Genomic DNA, 20,027 nt, shown 5'->3' with positions numbered 1-20,027 from the left:
GCTTATTTCTGCTTCTGGGCGTTTGCCATGATCTTCTCGAACACCTTCACTGCGCATTCGATATCTTCGTCACTGACACCGACAAGCAGCTCATCGCGCAGGGCTTCTGCCCTCGCGGACAGGTCATCCATAAACTCCCGGCCAGCCGGGGTGAGGAACAGGCGGCGTGCCCGGCGATCATCCGGACAGGGCCGGCGTTCAATCAGCCCTTGCTGCTCCAGACTGTCCAACAGCCGCACCAGGGTGGGATTCTCGATCGCCATGAGGCAGGCCAGCTCACGTTGGGTAAGGCCCTCTCCACCTTTCTCGAGATACACCATCGTGCTCCATCGGGCCTGGGTCACACCAAGGTCCTTGAGACGCTCATCCAGCATCTTTCTCCAACGGCGGGTCACCCGGGCTACTGCAAATGGAAACTGATCTCTCATGGTCCAATACTCCGTCAGGGGGCCGAACTTTTTCCCGAGCATCCGGGAAACGGCCTGAGTCTATTACTATCGGAAAGGCACCAATAGTATGCTAACCATTGAGATAAAAACAGATATGAATGCAAATATATAATTGGGGAAAACCGAGAGCAGGCCAGCGTCAACTGGCCTGACGCTGCTCCTCGTATGCCTCCTCGACCTCCGGGGATTCGCTGAATTCCTCGTTCCGCGGATCCATTTCAGTCAGTACTGGCGAGGTTTCAGGCATAGCAGGAATAAAGTGCTCCTGTTCTTCCACCGGCACATCCTCGGTGTGACTTATCCGGTAACTGGTGATCACCGCCAAAACCAGCAGGAAGCCCGCATTTCCAAAGAACAGCCCCGAGGGACCCAACAGGTCAATCAGTTGGGCCATGGCGACAGGACCGATCACGCTGCCAACACCGTAACTCAGCAGCAGTGTGGCGCTGGCGGCAACGATGCGATTGCTTTCCATCCGGTCATTGGTGATCGCTACCGAAATCGGATAGATCGTCGCGGACAACCCGGTGAAAATACCCACAAACAGGGTCAGCAGCCAAAGGTTTGCAGCCCCCAGAAGAGCCACTGCAATGGCAGCTCCTGCGGCCAGCAGAGTCACAGAAAACATTACCCGACGCCGGTCAAGACGATCACATAGCCAACCCAGCGGCCAGGCCAGCACCATGGCCGACACAATAGCCGTCGCCATAAAGCTGGAAGTCTCGGCCACATCGAGCCCGATTAACGTGGCATAGACCGGCCCGAGCGCATAGAAACCACCAATCATCACGCCACAGATCACTGCGCCGGCAACACCGGAAAACGATTCCCGACCCAAAGTGAAAATGGAGATTCGCTGTACCTGCTCGATCACCGGCGCTTCCATCCGGGTCAGAGAAAGGGGAACCAGCGCCAGGAGCAGCAGAATGGCGGCCAGGGAAAAAGGCATGAAGTTGCCCGGATCGCCAATATTCACGAACAGTTGGCCACCAGCGGCAGATAAATAGAACACCACCATGTAAACCGCGAACAAGGCACCCCGGTTGGTGTTGGTGGCACGACTTGAGAACCAGCTTTCGATCACCACCAGCACGCCGGCAACACTGAAACCCGACACGACCCGAAGCGCCGCCCAGAACACTTCGGAAACAGCCATCGGGTACATAAGCGCTGCACCAGCCGCAATCGCTGCAAATGCCGCGAACGCACGAATGTGGCCAACCCGCCCGATAATCCGGTGTACGTATAGGGTACCGAGCACAAAGCCAACGGAATAGCAGACCAGAATCCAGCCGATCTTATCCGGCGAGACAGCCTCAAGGCTCAAACGGATACCCAACAGGGTCATCAGGAAGGCGTTGCCACTGACCAGCAGGATAATGCTGAGAATCAGCGCAGAAAGGGACGCGACCATTCGGGTCATCAGGTGTTCTCCGTCCCCCGGTGGGACTGGTTCAGATCATTGGGGAAAGCATAGTATCCAGAGACGGATTTTGCCGACCCTGTATTAGAGCAGCCGCTGCCAGAAGGCACTACTACGCACTTTCCGAAAATTGCAGACGGGTTCTTAAAACCCATCCCTGAAGCCCCGCCCACCCTGCTTTTACAGAGTTTTACATTATTAATGTGCCGTAACAGAACCCGCTTGCGAGAGCAGGTAACATGGTCGGTGAGCTATTCATTGGACCGTGAGCGCCTCGTTATGAAGAAAACGGACTGGCCCATCCGCTGGGATCTGCTGCTTCGCTATCGCCTGATTGAAACTATCGCGTTGTGGGAAGGTCGACTGACCACTAACCACATTTGCCACAGTTTCGGGATCGGACGGCAGCAGGCATCCAAGGACATCAACACTTATCTCCGGGAACTGGCGCCCGGCAACCTGATCTATGACCGCCATCTGAAAGGTTATGTACCGGCGAAGACATTCAGCCCGGTCGTTACCCGCGGTCTGGTTAGTGAATATCTGGACCTGCTGGCCCGACAGCAGAACCTCAGCCATACCTTTGAATCTCTCAACCTCGGCCTGTCGGACAGCACTGTCGTTCGTTCCCCGGATCGAATCATCTCCCCGGAAACCATGCGCGCTGTGGTAACCGCAACCCGCCATGGCCGGCAACTGCGGGCAAGCTATGTTTCCCTGAGCCGCCCTGAAGCCGTAGAGAGCATTCTGGAACCCCACACCCTGGTGTGTGACGGCAACAGCTGGCATCTGCGGGCCTGGTGTGACTCCAACCGGGAATTCCGGGATTTCTCCCTGAGCCGTTTCCAACGCGCCCCGGAAGCCTTGCGCATAAAGGCCAAGCACAGCCAGCAGCAAGACGAGGACTGGAACCGCGAAGTCACCATGGTGGTTACTCCCGACCCGCGTCTGACTGAAGCTCAGCAGGCAATCATCGCCAGCGATTACGGCATGACCAACGGGCAACTCGAGATCGACACCAGGGCGGCATTAGCACCCTATGTGCTCTCCCGACTGGGCATTGCCCTTGATAACCAGCACCCGGACCCCCTGGTTCAGCAACTGGAACTGGCCAACCCGGACCAGCTCGGCTTTGGCAGCAAGCGCGAACGAGCGCTGAAATCCGTCGCCGGTCTCCGTTAATAATCCGTAGTGCTTATCCGCCATTGCCCTGGCTACGGGGCTCTTGTACTGCTGCTTGCGACCTCTGTCGCAGCAGCAGAAACCTGTGGTGATCCCAGCACCCCTATCTCTGACATTCAGGGCCGCTCAGAGCAGTCCCGTTACGTTGGCGACACCGTTACCGTCGAGGCAATACTGACGCGGGATGCCCGAGGCAAGGGCGAGTTTCGCGGCTTCTACCTGCAGCAGGCCGACCATCAGACGGATGCCGACCCGAATACCTCCGAAGCCCTGTTTGTCTATACCAAACGACAGCAGGGGCGTTCAGGCGAGCGCCTGCGCGTGCAGGGAAAGGTCAAAGAGTTCCACGGGCTGACAGAATTAACAAACATCACCTCGATCGAGGTCTGTGGAGAAGAAGCCCTGCCTGAGGCCATCCACCTGTCGCTACCCTGGCCCCGCAACCCTGAAAGCTACGAAAACATGCGGGTCATCTTTAATCACCCCCTGACCGTGGTCGACAGCTACAACCTGACCCGTTACGGAGAACTGACCCTGGCGGCGTCTGATCTGGTCAACCCGAACGAATACCGAACGCCAGGCACCACAACAAGCACCGCTAACCTTGTGCTGTTGGATGACGGGCGTAGTGAGCAGAATCCAAGCCCCACACCCTGGCCGGTGGGCGGACTGGGCAGAGATAACTCGATCCGCGCCGGCAGCTCCGTCCATCAGCTACAGGGAGTACTGGATTACCGCTTTGACGCCTGGCGCATTCAGCCCACTCAGGCACCCGGGTTCCGCGCAACCAACCCTCGCCGACCAGCACCTGCACGGCCCGCTGCAGAACACCTGCGAGTCGTAACCCTGAATCTCGGCAATCTGTTCAACGGCGACTTTCCAACCTCCCGGGGCGCCCGGACAGCGGAAGGCTATCAGGCGCAACAACAACGCCTGGTAGACGCACTGCTGGCACCGGATCCGGACATCCTCGCCGTAGCGGAACTCGAAAACGACGGCTATGGAGAAAACAGTGCCGCCAGAGCGCTGGCCGAAGCACTCGGCCAGCAATGGCGGATGATTGCCACTCCCGGCAAAGACGGAAACGACGAAATCCGTACCGCTATTTTCTACCGCAATGACCGGGCAGTTCCGGCAGGCAAGGCTGAACGGCTGACCCGAGGGGCATTCAGTACCCGCGGACGGCCCCCAATCGCCCAGACATTCCGGAAGCCAGGCGGCAAGGCATCCATCCGGGTTGTCGCCGCGCATCTGAAATCCAAATCCTGCCGGGGCGCCAGCGGAGCGGATGAAGACCGGGGCGAAGGATGCTACGCCAAGCGACGCACCCGGGAAGCCCGGGGTATCGCCCAATGGCTTGAATCACTGGCACACGACAGCGACCTTGCGGGCACCCTGATCACCGGTGACCTGAACAGCTATGCACGGGAAACACCCATCGCGACGCTTGAGCAGGCCGGCTATACCAGCATGATGCACAGATTCCATCCCTGCAGTGCAGATCACTGCCCCCATTACACTTACCGTTACAAAGGGCAGAAGGGCACCCTCGACTACGCCCTGGCCTCGCAGACGCTGATACCCCGGGTGCTGGATGCACAGTCCTGGTTGATCAACGCAGACGAACCGCGGGGCCTGGGTTACCGGGATACGCCGGCGACTCACCAACCTTCACCCTGGCGTTCCTCTGACCATAATCCCGTCATTATCGATATTGCTCTCTGACCGACAGCCATCTCTTCTGTCCGGTATACGGTTGCTTACCTGCCGGAGCCTCCGTGGCAGGGAGGCCAACGCCCCCACTGCCGGCATCGGTACACTGGATAAATAACATCCACAGTAACCACAGGGCAAAACATGAGAATTCCAGCACCGAACCTCTGGCCGGCAGCACGAACCGGGCAACGCCTGTTACTGCAGGCCCGGCGCAGAGAAGCCATGGTTGACGGACACAGGATGATTTTCCTGGAACGGGGCGTTCCGGGACCAGACACTCCCACAGTCGTGCTGATCCACGGTTTTGCCGCCATGAAGGAAAACTGGGCATTCTGGCTGCAACGCCTGCCCCGGAGCTGGCACATCCTGGTTCCCGATGTACCCGGGCTGGGAGAAAGTGATTATCGGGCAGATGCCAGTTACCGCTATGAATGCCAGGGCCGAAGGCTGGCAGAATGGCTCTCCGGGTTTCCTGGTGACAACCTTCATCTTGTCGGCAGTTCCATGGGAGGCGCTATCGCATCGGTTCTCGCCCACCAGTTGGGCACGCCTCCGCGCTCGGTCACTCTGCTGAACAGTGCCGGCATCCCCGAACGCCCGGATACAGATCTGGATATACCCGTCACATCGGATCGGGACAGCATACTCATCCCCCAGAACTGGAAAGCCGTCTACCGCATGTTCAACAGCGTCGGAAACGGCAAACCCACCGTTTCCGGTATCGCCATGGCAGGTCTGCTGGGGCCGGACCTGCTCGGGCGTACTGAGGCACTTCGCCACATTTTCAGCGATATGGTGGCCGATGCGCTGGCCCCGGCCCGCTATCTCGGCCACCAGACGCCGCCGCTTCAGGTGCAATGGGGAGACCGCGATGTCATCACCCCGACCCGCTGCGTAGACTGGTTCGAATCCGCCACACCCCATGCGGAAGTTCATGTATTCCGGGGTGTCGGGCATCTACCGATGCTGGAAACCCCGGCCCGTTCTGCACGGGTGCTAATGGAATTCGTCGACCGCCACAGCCACTGATTTTAAGGGTCAATTGGCCCGTCTGGCCCATTGACCCGTCAGCGAAGTCATGGGGGCAACTGCCCGGACTAGGCATAATCAAGCCATGTTACCGATCCCTTACCTATAAAAAGAACAGCACATAACGAGGAAAACCCGATGCGCGCTTCGATAGCAACCGCACAGGACCTGGGCATGCCGGCCATCTATCTGCACTTGCTGGCCGAGTTGCTGAATACTATTGGTGTCGATGAACGGGATCTTCTGCTCCGGGTCGGCCTGGACCCTAACCGGCTCAATTCTGCCGACCTGCGGGTCAGTCAGTCGCAGGCCAGTGAGTTTGTGACCCGGGCCATTATCGAGAGCGGCGAACCCGGCCTTGGCATCATGCTCGCCCGGGAGCTTAAGCTACCCCTTCACGGCGCCCTCGGTACTGCAGTGATGAGCAGCCCCACACTTGGCGAAGCCCTGGAGCTGATGAGTCGTTACCTGACCCTGCGCGCGCCCCATCTACACGTGACCCGTCGCGATACAGGCGCTCATGCATGGTATCGGGTGACCTGTGACAGGGATCTGGGGCCGCTGCAAGGCTTCATCATGGATGCGATGCTCTTCGGATGTGTCACGATGGGAGCCCAGCTGACAGGTGCCACAGTGCCTGGCTCCAGGGTATTACGCAGTGGCAACGAGCCCAACTATTTCCACCGTTTCCGGCAGCAGATCCCGGTACCTGTCGAGTACGGCGCGACCGAAGACGCCCTGGTGATACCACTGTCCGCGCTGGACATGCCCATCCGGTTCTCAGACGACCAGCTTGCGGCCAGCTCCAGAGCACAATGTGAAGATGCCCTGAAAGAGCTGACCGAGGATGCAGGGTTTGCCTGCCGGGTACGAAGGGTCATTGAAACCAGCCATCCGTTCCCGCCGAAGCTGGCTCGTGTGGCCGGCACATTGTTTGTGTCCGAACGGACTCTGAAGCGACGACTGCAGGAAGAAGAGGCCAGCTTCCAGAATCTGGTTGATCAGGTACGCCTGGACCGCGCCGGAGAGCTGCTGCAAAACACTGGCATGAACCTCAGCCAGATCGCAGACACCCTGGGCTACGCCGATGCGGCAAACTTCACCCGCGCATTCAAGCGCTGGACCGGGAAAAGCCCCAGCCAGTATCGTGCTGAAACGCTGAAACCGCCGTTCCCCGGGCGCCACTCCTCCCTGACGGCGCGACTGTAGTCAGTCGATACCGATGATCTTGTGCATCTGCAGGGTCAAACGCCAACGGGGATGCGCCAGGCAGTAATCCGTTGCCTTACGGGTATTGCTTTGTTTGACCGGATCCGGCCCGCCTTCCGGCACCGACGGGGAGGCCATGGGCGACAGGAAATAGTGCTGGGCACGGATGTGCTGAAAACGTTCAGGGGGCGCCAGCGACTGGGGAAAGACCAGTTTCAATTCGCTGCATTGTTCAATCACCACGTCAGCATCCGCTTTGGGGCTGACACACAGCCAGTCAATACCTTCCGGTGCGGGCAATGTGCCATTGGTTTCAACGCCGACTTCGAATCCCTGCTCGTGGAACGCCTTGATCAGCGGTGCATCCAGCTGCAACAGCGGTTCGCCACCGGTACAAACCACGTACGGCTGTCCGGGTGCATCCGGCCACAGGCTGCGAATATGGGCCGCCAGTGCTTCAGCTGTTTCGAACTGGCCGCCATTCTGGCCGTCGGTTCCAACGAAGTCGGTATCACAGAAATTGCACACCGCACCGGCCCGATCCTTTTCCCGGCCATTCCACAGATTGCACTTGCTGAACCGGCAGAACACCGCAGCACGACCCGCCTGGGCACCTTCGCCCTGAAGCGTATAGAAGGCTTCCTTTACCCGATACATCAAGCGGTTTCCTCGTAGGCCACCGGATCGGTGATTCCATGGGCCGCAAATGCTTCCAGACGTTCAACGCACGAACCGCAGCGACCGCATGCCTTGTCACGGCCGTTGTAACAGGTCCAGGTCTGACGGTAGTCGAGGCCCAATTTCAGACCTTCGCCAAGGATTTCACCCTTGTCCATCCTCATGAACGGCGCCTTAATACCGACCGGCTCGTAGTTTGCGACCCGACAGACGGCATCCATCTTTTCAACAAACTCCGGGCGACAATCCGGATAGATGGCATGATCACCGCCGTGCGCTCCGTACCAGACCTCACCGGCGCCTACCGTCACTGCATAGCCGGTGGCCAGGGACAGCAAGATCATGTTGCGGTTGGGTACCACGGTCGACTTCATGCTGTCTTCCTCATAATGCCCCTCCGGAACATCAATATCTGAAGTCAGAGACGAGCCATCCATAACGTCACTCATCGCGCGGATATCAATCACCTTGTGGGGAATACCGTGGGTTTCACACACAGACCGGGCGCAGTCCAGTTCCCGGACATGGCGCTGGCCATAGTTGAAGGAGAGGGCATGCACTTTCAGCCCCCGGGCGCGGGCCAGGTGCAGCAGCGTGTAGGAGTCCATGCCTCCTGAATAGATTACGACGACAGTGTCAGTCATGCGGGCTCCCCGTATAGAGTTTTAAAACCTGGGCTGGTTTACTAGCCCACCCCGGAGCAGCGCAGTGTCATCCGGGTTTTACAATGAATGGACATATTGTAACAGTGGACGAACAAGGTTGGGTTCGCGTCTCGGCATCCGGACGGGTACACTCAACTAAAAAAAACGATATATAAACTACACTTTGCCAATGACAACTGATATCCGCCCGGCCTTCATCGACTTTGAGGCATCCAGCCTCGACCTGATTGCAAGCTACCCGATTGAGGTAGGCATCTGCATGCCGGACGGCACACTCCACAGCTGGCTGATCTCTCCCCACGTACTCTGGCGCGATTGGTCCGAAAGCGCGGAACAGATCCATGGCATATCCAGGGACACCCTGACGTTGGAAGGTTCAGCGGTCAGCGAAGTAGCTGAAAGCCTGAACCGCCTACTGCCGGATCAGGTGTTCTGTGATGCCTGGACCTTCGACAGCTTCTGGCTACACAGACTGTTCCGGGCAGCCCGCGTTCGCCCGGCATTCCAGCTGGAATCCGTATCCATGCTGCTGGATAGCCAACAGGTACGGCAATGGGCCGGCGTACGCCAGCAGGTCATCAGCGAACTGGGCCTTCCCGTTCACCGGGCGGCCAACGATGCGCTGATTCTCCATAAGACCTGGGAGCGTATTGTGCCGCAGGGCGAACCCTCAGCGACGCTCCCACAATCCTGATCCCTGATGATCGGGCCGCTCAGTGCCCGACGCCACGAACCCGGGAGACAATCACTTCCAGCCCATCGCGAAGGGTGTGCAGGGTCCAGTAGCTCACCAGAGCCATCAATCCGGCACCAGCGACCGTAAAGGCGAAATCTTCGCCGACGGCTTTTTCCTGAGCCAACACCATGTAGGCCACCAGCGCGGCAACCAGAGCAACTTCAATAACAATATGGGAGCGAAATTTGGAACGTGCGGATCCGGCTTCGTCGGACATTTTCTTCGGTTTCAACCTCTGAATAGCAATTGGAAAGCGTTATACCTTAGCATGCGAATTGTTGCCGAAATGCCGGGAAAAAGCTGTACGAATTAGTGGCTACGAAGTTTCCACTACCGCAAAAAAACGCAGCCCATTGGGCTGCGTAGAAAGGAGAGATCCATCCGATACCTGGCGCGGCAGGTATCGAGGATTGCACAACGTAAAACACGTGACGGTGAGGATTATCGGTTACCGGGAGCCGCCCGTCTGTACGGGTTTGCCGAAGCCATCAGCCTCTTGCAAACCGGCGGATAGCCTATACACTGATCCCTGAACCGAAATCCCAAAGGCGAGATGAGCCCGATGATTCCAAAGACCATTTTTAACACCGCAACCAACTGCCATCGCGGGCAGTCTGCGCGTGCCATGGAAAAAGACATCTAACGGCTTTCGGTCAGTCCCGGGAGCCATTGCAGCGACCGGGCCAAGCTTCTCCGCAAGACCCCGGTTGCTTCAGGCACCGGGGTTTTGTTTTTGCAGCCGCAAAACGACAAGGAGAACATCATGAAAAGACATCCGACAACACGGGCAGCAAACCAGCCGGTTAACCATCGCCAGGGTCCGATCAGACGCCCCGAGAAGCTGCCGCTGCTGGATGCCATCTGCAAGAAACTGAATCAGCGCGTCAATCTGGATGACGAGCAGCGGGTGCTGGGTCTCTATGAGCGGGGCTGGATTTTCAAAGGGGTGTTGAGCGGTCTCGACGGTGCCGAGGCTCGTTACGTTCGCGCCCTGGCAACCCGCCACAACTCATGGATTGCCCGACAGGTCGCCTGATACAGAAACACCAACGGGCCTGAGGGGCCTGAACCGTTCAGTGACAGCGGTTCAGGCTCTGCATCATGCTCAGATCGCCACCGTGAACCATGGCATAGTTATTAACCACATCGTGGATTTTTTCCTGGGAGTAGGGCTTCACCACATAGCCGTTGGCCCCTGCACTGATCGCTCGCTGGATACTTTCGATGGAATCATCCGCCGTCACTAACACAATATGCTGGGTTTCCCGAATCGATTTGAACGATCGCATGAGGTCATGACCATCGCCATCCGGCAACCCCAGGTCCAGCAGAATGATATGAAACTCCCTCTCGTCGAAGGCCTCACGGGCTGATTGAGCATTTTCACAGCCGACCACTGACGTAGCGCCGGCCTTATACAGCATCGACACCAGATGCTCGCGCATAACCGGTTCGTCTTCCACCACCAGAACCGTCAGATCTGTCATTGTTTATCTCCTGTATGTTCGCGTTTTTTCGTCCTGCTACAGACCATCACTGCCCGCCCGCCTGGGCAGATCCAGGGGAGCTGGACGGGTATCGGCAGACCCTCCGGATACCATGTTCTGTGTCGCTGGCATATCAGTCTGACCAGCCGCGAAGCCGGTACCGAACCCGGTCAGGATGTTGCTGATACTGACCGCCGTGGTGTACAGGGAAATTGCGATGATCAGCAGAATCGGCTGTACAAAAGCCACAAACCCCGGAACTTCAACGCTCCCGAGGATACTCAGGATAAGAATGATCGATGGCCCCAGCACCACAAAGAGCGTCAGCGCGATAAAGAACACGATCCTCTCCTTGTAACGCCCGAGATCACGGTTGGTCACCAGCCCGAGCACAAACTTTCCGATAGCCAGCCCTGCCAGGATCGCAGCGGCAATACTCAGATCCGGGCGCATGAGTGTCTCGTAGAGGCGGCCAACCCATAAACGCTGCATGCCGACAACGAGAAACGGAAACAGCACGAATAGGATATCCGCGTAGGTGCCGTACATCATGCTCAGTGCGTGGCTCTCACTGCGTTGCGGGTTGTTAATCATTACCTGTTACCTGTCGTTTTCCCTAAAGGATATTCAATGTGATGCCGCCAGCGAGCCAACTGCCCGGGCCATCATCGCCTTCAACGTCTCGAATTCGCTGTGAACTCCGTCCCAATCCTGATCTCCAGCCTTCACCAGAGTCTCAATCACGCCGGCCTGGCGAGTCATCATCGGATACCCCATAGCGCCCGCCGTGCCTTTTATCTGATGGGCTTCTGCCATCAGGGTAGATGCGTCCCGCCCGATCACGGCCTGTTCCATGCGCTGCATGCGCTCAGGCAGACTTTCCAGGAACTGACCTGCCAGAGCGGAGATGTCATCATCGCCGACTTCCGATGCGTTGGACTGTCCGGCCGGGAGGAACCGTTCCAACAGCACCTGCAGATGAGTATCGTCGATCGGTTTGTTGAGTACACCATCACAGCCAGCCTCGCACAGGGCCTCAGTTTCCACCTGATCTCCGGCCGTGAAGGCTATAATCGGACGGCGGAACCCGGCCTGCCTGAGCAGACGGGTGGCAGCAACACCGTCCATGCCTGGCATGTGGCGGTCCATCAGGACTAGCTGGATCGAATCAGCAAGCGCCCTGCGGACCGCTTCGTCGCCCGCCGTGACCGCCACTACATCCAACCCGTAACGAGCCAGCATCCGCTCGACGAGATAGCGATTATCCTCGTTGTCCTCTGCCACCAGCACGGTCCCGGAGTACCCCTGGACTGCGCTCAACGTCCGTTCCGGTTGCACGTTGAGGTAACGGGCCAGAACCTCATAGAAACGCTGCTTGTCGATGGGCTTTGCCAGATGTTCGTTGCAGCCGGCCAACCGGTAATCGGCAATGTCCTCGGACATTACGTTGGCGGTCAACGCGATAACCGGGGTATTAACACCGGCCTCCCGAAGCGCGGCGGTGGCATCCCGGCCGTTCATCACCGGCATCTGGATATCCATCAGGATGACGTCAAACGGTTCCCTCAGTGCCAGTTCCAGTGCCTCGGCACCGTTGGACACATGCATCAGTTCGGCCCCGGTCCGGGACACCAGCAGGGAAACGAGACGCCGATTCACTTCGTTGTCCTCCGCACAGAGGATCCTGCCCGCCAGTTGAGGTGCTACTACCATGGGAAGGTTGCGTCGACGCTGGCTGAGTTCGGAAGCATCCCGCAGGAAGTGAACGTCGGTCAGCGGCCCGGTACGTATTACCAGCTCAAACTCGCTGCCCTCACCATAGGTACTGTTGACCTGAATGGAACCGCCCAGCATCTCCGCCAGACGCCGGGATATGCTCAGCCCCAACCCGGTGCCGCCATATTGCCGGGAAATGGCTGCACTGCCCTGGGCAAAGGGATCAAACAGCCGGCCGATCTGCTCCGGCTTCATACCGATCCCGGTATCCACGACCCTGGCCACCAGTCTTTCAGCATCACGATCACAACGGATCGCCAGGGAGATCGAGCCTTTATCAGTGAATTTCAGGGCATTACCACATAGATTGATGATAATTTGCCGTAGGCGGGTAGGGTCCGTCAGGATCTGCTCCGGTAGGGGAAACTCGCAGATTACATGGAATTCCAGTCCCTTTTCCCGGGCCCGGGGTTCGAAGAAGGCGCGAACTTCATCCAGCAAATCCGGCAGATTGACCGATACGATATCCACATCCAGCTTGTTGGCGTCGATCTTCGAGTGATCAAGAATGTCGTTCACCAGGTCCAACAGATGCCGGCCACTGCGCACGACAGTTTCTGCGCTGCTGCGCTTTTCCTGTTCATCAAGGTCCGGGTCCAGCAGGGTTTCGCCATAGCCGATGATGGCCGCCAGCGGGGTACGGATCTCATGGCTCATGTTTGCCAGGAACTGGCTCTTGGCCTCAGCAGAGTTTCGGGCCAGCTCCTTTTCCAGTCGCTCGTGCTCGCGCTCCCGTTCAATTCGCTGACGCTGATGGCTTTCCGTGGCGTCAATGCAGGTGCCCTCCAGATGGGTCGGCTCGCCGTCGCCATCGTACACTGTATGTAGTGAGATCGTGGCCCAGCGCTCTGCACCGTCCCGGGTCAGGTAACGGGCTTCAATCCCCTTTACCGTTCCCCGGGCTTCGAGCTGCTCAACCACCAGCCGGCGCGGGCGCTCATCTGCGATCACCGTCTCCAGCACATCCGGATTTCTGCCCAGTAACTCCCGGCTGCTGCCGTAACCCATCATCCTGGCCATTGCCGGGTTGGCAGTGACAAAGCGGCGATCCGTCGACATCTGGAATACACCCTCAATGGCGTTATCGAACAACGACTGATAACGCTGCAGGTTGGACAGCGCCCGCTGACTCCAACTCAGAGCCTCACCCTGCACCTGCTTGATCCGATCCGCCAGGGCAAAGGAGAACAGGATGATCTGCGCCACCAGCCCGAACTGCGGCGAATAATTGGTAAAGGTGTTCAGGGGTAGTACCCCCATAACTGTCAGGGCGTAGATCCCAAAGCCAACCAATGCCAGAGTCCAGGCGAAAAAGTAGGACCGGGCCGCCGGGTTGTAATAACGCCAGGACAGGTAGCTCACCACGATCAGGATCAGGCTGAGTAAAATGGAGCCCACCACAATCCATTGCATGGCGATGTGATAGGGCAGAAATATGGACAGCACCAGGGTGGCTGCCACCGAGTACAGACACAGGCGAATAACCTGATCGAGGTCCGCAGAGCGTTCCCGGGTTTCCAGCAGGGAACGGGCCATCAACAACCCCCAGAACCAGGTGGTGATGATCTGGAAGTGCAGGAATTCCTTGTGAAACAGCAGGGGGCGAGTATCCAGAAGTTGGATACCGTGCACTTGCTCGGTGGCAATGAACACCGTTGCTGACACCAGATAGAGCACATAGTAGATGTTACTGCGCTCACGAACCGACACTGCCACAAACAGGTTGTAGGCCAGAATGGCCAGGATGGCACCCAACAGAATACCGCGCACGGCTTCATCCACCGAGACCTTGGCAACGTAGCTATCCGGTTTCCAGAGACTGATCGGCAGGCGGAATGTATTGGTGTTGGTCACCCTCAGGTAAACAGAGGTGACCGTTCCGGCCTCAAGTTCGAGCCGGAAGGTGGGGTTGGGTAACTCCAGATCCCGTTCGGCCCAGCTGTCGGCATAACCCGTGCGACGTTGATCCAGAAGCTCACCGTCACGTACCAGATAAAGCCGGACTTCATCCACCAGGGGGAGGGCCAACTCGAAAATCCATTCGGTAGCGGCAGACCTGTCCGGGATGTTCAGATCGAACCGTGTCCAGTAGGCGGACTCGGTATAACCAAAATTCAGTACACCCCGTTCATGGCGGGTCAGGCCTTCCCTGCCGAGAGCTTCCACGTTCTCCAGGGTCAGGCTCTTGTCCGGATCCTCCAGGTACCAGACACAGCTACCGAGATCCCGGACAGACTCGGTACCCGGGCTCAGCACGATCGTGCCATTCTGGCAGGGTGTCTGTGCCAGCACCTTTGCAGGTACCAGTGCACCTGCCAGCGCCAGAACCGCCAGCAGGAACAGGATCAGTTCCCGGGATGCCAGAAATAACCGTTGCCGCAAAATGTGATCTCCACGAGCGTAGGTGCCGGATGTTTTGTTTATTGTCAGCAGGCGGGCAGGGATCAGGGCCCGCAGCATCCACTTTAGCCGTTTACGAACAGATAAGCACCTCGGGGCCACCTGAAATGAGACATTCCTGCATTTTCGCCGCTATTTCTCTCTCCGCTGCCGGACTTTCCGGATGTGGCATGGAGGATAGCGGACCAGTTGCATTCAATCCCGCCACCAATGTGGATGTCACTTTTTCCAGTTTTACGTTAACTGAAGCAACCTACACATTCCTCTTCAGCGATCTGTTCCATGCCGTGCAACCAGCAGATACCAACGATGTCCGGGCCACCGAGCTGGCTGCCGCCATTCGCAGTCAGCTGGCCGGATTCCTGAACCTTGACTACTCAACTGACGAACAGCCGGCCCTGGTGTCGGTTCGGAACCCTCTCGATCTGATGCACAGAGTGATCGGCGAGGATGAAATTGGCAATTTCCGGAACGGGCGGGAGTACATCAGCTCAAGGATTGATGAAGGTGTCGCCGGCGAATACAGCAACATCAGCAATGACGTATCCATCCGCTTCAGCGATCAGCAGGCATTGCTGGACGGCGCCCCGGTCGGCGACTACCAGTGGATCTATCCGATCCTGAAATGGAGCTACACCCCGGACACCTCCAACCGGGTTACCCGCATCATCAACTGGGTGGCTTCCGGGAATTTCCCGGAGGGCAGCACTCGCCCCAGCGCCACCCTGGGCACGGAATTCCTGCCCCGGGACTTCCAGGCAATTGGCTATAACGACGCCGCCAGACTCCACAGCGAAGGCAGCATTGTCATTGAGGGTGAGCGGGAAATGGCGTTTGTACGGGAGTACGACGGACTGGATACCGATGTAATCAATATTGACGGTACAGCGACAGGCACCGGCAACGGCAGTAGAGGTGGGCCGGACTTCGAATTTGCCGGCACTCAGGCAGACTGTGTAAAAGTCACCATGAATTACACGAACCAGACCGTGGCCGTCTTCATGTCTCTGGATGAAGCACCCAATGATGGAGGGGAGAGTAACCCGGCATACTGTCTGAACAAGGAAGCACCGGATGACAGCTATCAGGGCACAGCAATTACCCTGAGGCCCTGAGCGTGTTCGCGGCGATCAGTGCTGGACACCACCGCCGGTCATATTCCAGTTCGCCATAAACCCACGCTTTCGGTCGATCATTCGCTCGTAGGTGGAAATCATGATCGCTGCGTGGGGAGCTTTGGTCAGGCGTAACGTTTCGATACGCCGTTCAAGGCGCTCGACTTCCGAATTGATCTGCTGCTGGACGTGGCTGCGAACGCTGTCATGCTCATCCAGCTTGACCTCGCGCCCGGTCCCGCTCTCGGCCGGTGGTATTGGCTTGTCCATTGTTATTCCTCATCCATTGAGTTCCGAAAGATCCTTCTTCCATGGCGAAAGTCTGCATCAGCACCAGACAAAGCACAACAAAAATGAATAGTATTTCACTTTTATTGCAGGCCATGGCATCAGACCTGTTCTCGTTCTTTACACGAGAATATGCCTGCTATAGTTCCCTCTACAGCAATCAATCGTTGCAGAAAATTTCCCTGATCAGGAGTTTATCCCCACCATGAGCCAGACCTCCGTCGCCGACACTCTCCGTGAATACCTGTCGCTGCTGGAATTGCTGGACGATGCCTACTGGGAAGCCAGCACCATCCCCCACAAGGACATGCTTTACGACATCATCAGCATCTTCAATCAGGAGGTCGCAGAAATAAACAAACTCAGTATTCAGGATCACCATTACCCCTATGAGGTGATTACGGAAGGTATCCGGCGAGTGGTACCCAAACTGGAGCGTCTGGATGAAAACCGCGAAGACGTGATCCAGCGGACCCAGACACTGACGGACTTCCGGGATATCCTGTCGTCAGTGCTGGGTATTCTTGAAGCCCAGTTGGAGACCCTTTGACTCAGGCGGCGACGAGGGGACGCTGACTCTCTGGTATCAACGGGAAACGGTCGCAAACGGTATAGATAAAGCGGGCCAGTGATGGCAGGTGGTGTCCCACCACAGGGAAGCCTGTATTAAGCAGGCTGACCGAAATATCCCGCGCTGAATCGGCCCAGCACAGTTTATTGATCAGGCCGATGTGACCGAAAGCATAGCGGCTTTGCTGGCCCCAAAGTCCCACCGGGTTCCCCCCCAGCATCAAGCCGGCACTGAAGCGAACCGGGAGCAGCATGGTACGATCAATCTGCAGCGAACCGAACTGCTGGATCGCCCGTCGCACGGTCATCTCGCTGCAGATGCGTTTACCCTTCCAGACACCGCCGTTCAGCATCATCTGGAAAAACCGGCCCATTTCCTCGGCGGTGCCACAAAGGTTGCCCGCCGGAATCACCGCCTCCTGGAACCTGGGATCGTTGGTAACCCGCTCAACAGTCTGAATATCGCCACCCAGGGCGCGGTTGATGATCCAGGACACCGGGAACACCGGCGCCGGGCCCGTAGCGTAATTGGTGGCCAGAGACGCAAGATCATCTCCAGCGATACCGTAGGTAAACCACGTCATCCCCATTGGCTTTCGCAGGTGTGTATCCAGATATTCCTCTATAGTACCGCCGGTTACTTTTTCCAGCACCCGCTGCAGTACGAACCCACCTGTAATGGCATGATAGGCCACCTTGGCTCCATCCACCTCTACCGGCCGTGCTTCACACAGTAATCGCCAGATTTCATCCTTGTCCCAGAGCACATCAATCGACGTTTCGCGGGGAATCGCGGGGATACCACCGCGATGGGACAGGATCTGGTGCACCGTGATCGTCCGTTTACCACTCTGGGCAAACTCCGGGCAGTAATAGGATACCGGGTCCATCAGGTTCACCAGCCCCTGTTCCACCAACATATGCATCAACAGGGCGGTTACAGCCTTGGAGGCGGAGAAATAGCAGATCGGTGTGTCCGTCGTCATCAAGGATTTTGGCGTATCGGAAGAGTCGCCGGGGCCGTTACCGGTTGCGTGACCAATCGCCCGATGCAGAATCTGTTCGCCACGGTGACGAATGGAAATCTGGATGCCGGGATGAACGCCGGTGCGATAGAGTGCCTCGACATTACGCCAGACGGCTTCCACCGCATCAGGGCTGACACCCACGGCTTCCGGTTTTTCTCCCTTATAATCGCGGGTCGTTATGGTGCTCAGGTCCTTCGGAACCTGACAGGTATGCAGGACACGTCGGGCAATTCGATTCATCCGGGTAAACCTTTCTCAGCTTTCTGTTTTTATTCTAGTGTCGATGCCTGGTGGCAAAGCCGCATTGGCCGAGACCCGGAGGGATGACTGTCACCGAATCCAACCGTCCTGTGGCCATCAGCTTTCATTGTTCATTATGGACCTGCTCCTGCACATGCGCCAAGGCCACGCAGTTTCTGCCCGCGGTTTTTGCCTGGTACATGGCCTTATCCGCTGCGGCACAGAGGGCCGAACCCGTCAGCCCGTGGCGCGGATACACCGCTACTCCGACGCTGATAGTCAACGACACCATCCGGCCATCACCCAAAGGCTGTGGGGTGGCGCTCACCTGGCGCCGCAAACGCTCTGCGGTTTCCTGGGCTTCCGCCACGCCCATTTCTGGCAGCACGATCACGAATTCCTCACCACCGAAACGCCCTACGGAATCCACGCTGCGAACACTTTCCTCCAGCAAACCGGTGACCGATTGCAATACCGAGTCCCCAGCTGCATGACCAAAGGTGTCGTTGATTTCCTTGAAACGATCGAAATCGATCCACAACATCGCCATCGGCCGTTGGTAACGCCTCGCTCTCTCCAGTTCTTCCTCCAGCACCCGACTCATTTCCCGACGATTCAGCAAACCGGTGAGGGGGTCCCGGGTGGCGAGTTCTTCCAGCTCATCCCGTAAACGCTTTCGGTCGGAAATATCCAGTACGATGCCTTCCAGCATGGTGCCATCCGCACCTTCGTGTATGGCCCGCCCCCGTTCCCATACCCAGACCTGCTGGCCATCTTTGCGGTTCAATGCGTACTCCACCGAATAGGGTTCCTCTTTCGCCAGGGCGGAGCGGATCTCAAAGAGCAAATGCCGGTAGCTCTCCGTATCCAGCATATCGCCGTAACTGATTGCCCGGCTCCCCATCAGTTCGTCGGGATCATAACCGGTCAATTCCACGCACCCCTCCGAGACAAACAGCATGGTGCCGTGATCATCGTATCGACAGCGGTAAGCCATGCCGGGGAGGCTGTCCATAAGGACTGTCAGCTGACGCTCCCGCTTTCTCAGGGCCAGGCTCTGATCATGCTGCAGGCGAAGTAACGCCCGATCACGGGTCAGCAGGCGAAACAGAGCCAGAAAAAGAACCAGTGCCGTTACAAACACGAAGAAGAAGCCCTTCCAGGTCTGTACCTGGGACAGGGTATCCGCATCAGTCACCAGCGCTCCGACAATGAGATCTGAGAAGGTGATCCAGAGCAATCCCGCCACGGCATACACCGAAGTAACCACAAGGGCCCTCCGTACAGGACGCAACTGCGTCGAAAGTCTTTCTCTGACCTGGCCCCTGTCGGGTATTCGTGTCATTGCAACGGCCCATTCTGACAACCAAAGTATGCCTAAAAAATAGCCACTCACCCCCGGTAAGTCGAGCTGGAAACGCCGTACCCACTCCCACCGAAGAGTGTGGTAACGTCTTGCGGACAGCAAAACACTGGTCAGGAGACAGCAATGACCCCGGGTATCAACGCGGCCACAAAGGCCGGTATTGCTCATACCATTCATGAATACGAACATGACCCGGCAACGGATAACTACGGCGCAGAAGCGGCAGAAAAGACAGGTGCCAACCCGAACCAGGTGTTCAAGACCCTGGTGGTAGCCATCGACAACAAGGAGTTGGTGGTCGGAGTCGTGCCGGTTTCAGCCATGCTCAGCATGAAACTGATCGCCAAGGCCGCCGGTGGCAAGAAGGCCGCCATGGCAGACCCTCAGGCGGTACAGCGCAGCACCGGCTATGTGCTGGGTGGCGTCAGCCCACTGGGCCAGAAAAAGCGGCTACGTACCTTTGTGGATAACTCCGCCGATCAGTTCGACACCATCTTTGTCAGTGCCGGCCGGCGCGGGCTGGAAATTGAACTGGCTGCAACCGACCTGGCGAAACTGACCCGGGCAGAGTTCACCCCTTTGCAACAGGAATGATCCGCTGAACAACGGCCATAAAAAAACCGGAGTGCTGTATCCAGCACTCCGGTTCTGATCTGCAACAGCCGAAACC

The 20,027-nt window shown here is 57.6% G+C and carries 20 protein-coding genes; 9 read left to right on the top strand and 11 right to left on the bottom strand.

Annotation, left to right across the window (positions count from 1 at the left end; genetic code table 11):
* Nucleotides 1–2: 2 nt before the first annotated feature.
* Complete coding sequence (locus FWJ25_RS08300; RefSeq protein ID WP_149599800.1) at nt 3–428, bottom strand: MarR family transcriptional regulator; 426 nt, start codon at nt 426–428, stop codon at nt 3–5.
* A 160-nt stretch (nt 429–588) separates the two neighbouring features.
* Nucleotides 589–1,872 (bottom strand): MFS transporter, encoded by a 1,284-nt coding sequence (locus tag FWJ25_RS08295; protein WP_149599799.1) that lies wholly within the window; start codon nt 1,870–1,872, stop codon nt 589–591.
* Nucleotides 1,873–2,151: 279 nt separating this feature from the next.
* On the opposite strand from FWJ25_RS08295, the gene FWJ25_RS08290 reads away from it, so the two are divergent.
* The 4 genes from FWJ25_RS08290 to FWJ25_RS08275 all read left to right on the top strand — a co-directional run bounded on the left by FWJ25_RS08290 (nt 2,152) and on the right by FWJ25_RS08275 (nt 7,008).
* Complete coding sequence (locus tag FWJ25_RS08290; RefSeq protein WP_149600067.1) at nt 2,152–3,054, top strand: helix-turn-helix transcriptional regulator; 903 nt, start codon at nt 2,152–2,154, stop codon at nt 3,052–3,054.
* Between the two features lie 9 nt (nt 3,055–3,063).
* Nucleotides 3,064–4,779, top strand: a complete 1,716-nt coding sequence (locus FWJ25_RS08285) for an ExeM/NucH family extracellular endonuclease (protein WP_246166712.1) — start codon at nt 3,064–3,066, stop codon at nt 4,777–4,779.
* 132 nt (nt 4,780–4,911) lie between these two features.
* Nucleotides 4,912–5,799, top strand: a complete 888-nt coding sequence (locus FWJ25_RS08280) for an alpha/beta fold hydrolase (RefSeq protein ID WP_149599798.1) — start codon at nt 4,912–4,914, stop codon at nt 5,797–5,799.
* A 138-nt stretch (nt 5,800–5,937) separates the two neighbouring features.
* A complete protein-coding gene (locus tag FWJ25_RS08275; RefSeq protein ID WP_149599797.1) occupies nt 5,938–7,008 on the top strand; it encodes an AraC family transcriptional regulator in 1,071 nt (356 codons plus the stop codon).
* On the opposite strand, the gene queE is transcribed toward FWJ25_RS08275, so the two are convergent.
* Nucleotides 7,009–7,665 (bottom strand): 7-carboxy-7-deazaguanine synthase, encoded by a 657-nt coding sequence (gene queE / locus FWJ25_RS08270; protein ID WP_149599796.1) that lies wholly within the window; start codon nt 7,663–7,665, stop codon nt 7,009–7,011.
* Nucleotides 7,665–8,330: a 7-cyano-7-deazaguanine synthase QueC gene (gene queC, locus FWJ25_RS08265; RefSeq protein WP_149599795.1), complete on the bottom strand. Its 666-nt coding sequence runs from the start codon at nt 8,328–8,330 to the stop codon at nt 7,665–7,667. The genes queE and queC overlap by 1 nt, the downstream gene beginning before the upstream one ends.
* Before the next feature lie 190 nt (nt 8,331–8,520).
* On the opposite strand from queC, the gene FWJ25_RS08260 reads away from it, so the two are divergent.
* Nucleotides 8,521–9,045 carry a 3'-5' exonuclease gene (locus FWJ25_RS08260; RefSeq protein WP_149599794.1) on the top strand — a complete coding sequence of 175 codons (525 nt, stop codon included), beginning with the start codon at nt 8,521–8,523 and terminating at the stop codon, nt 9,043–9,045.
* Between the two features lie 19 nt (nt 9,046–9,064).
* Here FWJ25_RS08260 and FWJ25_RS08255 read toward each other — a convergent pair whose 3' ends face one another.
* Nucleotides 9,065–9,304, bottom strand: coding sequence for a hypothetical protein (locus tag FWJ25_RS08255; protein WP_149599793.1), 240 nt, complete (start codon nt 9,302–9,304; stop codon nt 9,065–9,067).
* 546 nt (nt 9,305–9,850) lie between these two features.
* Here FWJ25_RS08255 and FWJ25_RS08250 point away from each other — a divergent pair.
* The gene (locus tag FWJ25_RS08250) at nt 9,851–10,123 is read left to right on the top strand and encodes a hypothetical protein (protein ID WP_149599792.1); all 273 of its coding nucleotides are present in this window, start codon (nt 9,851–9,853) and stop codon (nt 10,121–10,123) included.
* A gap of 37 nt (nt 10,124–10,160) precedes the next feature.
* On the opposite strand, the gene FWJ25_RS08245 is transcribed toward FWJ25_RS08250, so the two are convergent.
* Genes FWJ25_RS08245 through FWJ25_RS08235 form a run of 3 tightly spaced genes read right to left on the bottom strand, consistent with a single transcriptional unit; the run spans nt 10,161 to nt 14,810 of the window.
* Nucleotides 10,161–10,574, bottom strand: a complete 414-nt coding sequence (locus FWJ25_RS08245; RefSeq protein WP_149599791.1) for a response regulator — start codon at nt 10,572–10,574, stop codon at nt 10,161–10,163.
* Between the two features lie 36 nt (nt 10,575–10,610).
* The gene (locus FWJ25_RS08240; RefSeq protein ID WP_149599790.1) at nt 10,611–11,168 is read right to left on the bottom strand and encodes a hypothetical protein; all 558 of its coding nucleotides are present in this window, start codon (nt 11,166–11,168) and stop codon (nt 10,611–10,613) included.
* Nucleotides 11,169–11,201: 33 nt separating this feature from the next.
* Nucleotides 11,202–14,810 carry a response regulator gene (locus FWJ25_RS08235; RefSeq protein WP_246166710.1) on the bottom strand — a complete coding sequence of 1,203 codons (3,609 nt, stop codon included), beginning with the start codon at nt 14,808–14,810 and terminating at the stop codon, nt 11,202–11,204.
* A 47-nt stretch (nt 14,811–14,857) separates the two neighbouring features.
* Between FWJ25_RS08235 and FWJ25_RS08230 the strand changes: the two genes are divergently transcribed.
* Nucleotides 14,858–15,865 carry a hypothetical protein gene (locus tag FWJ25_RS08230; RefSeq protein ID WP_188093590.1) on the top strand — a complete coding sequence of 336 codons (1,008 nt, stop codon included), beginning with the start codon at nt 14,858–14,860 and terminating at the stop codon, nt 15,863–15,865.
* Nucleotides 15,866–15,880: 15 nt separating this feature from the next.
* Here the strand turns inward: FWJ25_RS08230 and FWJ25_RS08225 are convergent, their stop codons facing one another.
* Nucleotides 15,881–16,135 carry a hypothetical protein gene (locus FWJ25_RS08225; RefSeq protein ID WP_149599788.1) on the bottom strand — a complete coding sequence of 85 codons (255 nt, stop codon included), beginning with the start codon at nt 16,133–16,135 and terminating at the stop codon, nt 15,881–15,883.
* Nucleotides 16,136–16,358: 223 nt separating this feature from the next.
* On the opposite strand from FWJ25_RS08225, the gene FWJ25_RS08220 reads away from it, so the two are divergent.
* Nucleotides 16,359–16,703 carry a hypothetical protein gene (locus tag FWJ25_RS08220; RefSeq protein WP_149599787.1) on the top strand — a complete coding sequence of 115 codons (345 nt, stop codon included), beginning with the start codon at nt 16,359–16,361 and terminating at the stop codon, nt 16,701–16,703.
* 1 nt (nt 16,704) lies between these two features.
* Here FWJ25_RS08220 and FWJ25_RS08215 read toward each other — a convergent pair whose 3' ends face one another.
* The gene (locus tag FWJ25_RS08215; RefSeq protein WP_149599786.1) at nt 16,705–17,991 is read right to left on the bottom strand and encodes a serine hydrolase domain-containing protein; all 1,287 of its coding nucleotides are present in this window, start codon (nt 17,989–17,991) and stop codon (nt 16,705–16,707) included.
* A gap of 124 nt (nt 17,992–18,115) precedes the next feature.
* On the bottom strand, nt 18,116–19,261 hold the full coding sequence (locus FWJ25_RS08210; RefSeq protein WP_246166709.1) for a sensor domain-containing diguanylate cyclase: 1,146 nt from the start codon (nt 19,259–19,261) through the stop codon (nt 18,116–18,118).
* Nucleotides 19,262–19,480: 219 nt separating this feature from the next.
* Here FWJ25_RS08210 and ybaK point away from each other — a divergent pair, with 219 nt between their 5' ends.
* Entirely contained in the window at nt 19,481–19,951 is a 471-nt protein-coding gene (gene ybaK, locus FWJ25_RS08205; protein ID WP_149599784.1) for a Cys-tRNA(Pro) deacylase, read from the top strand.
* Nucleotides 19,952–20,027: the final 76 nt, after the last annotated feature.

The sequence above is a fragment of the Marinobacter salinexigens genome, from assembly GCF_008370345.1.
GTDB classification, from domain to species: domain Bacteria; phylum Pseudomonadota; class Gammaproteobacteria; order Pseudomonadales; family Oleiphilaceae; genus Marinobacter; species Marinobacter salinexigens.
This window is presented reverse-complemented; position numbering and strand designations above follow the sequence as displayed.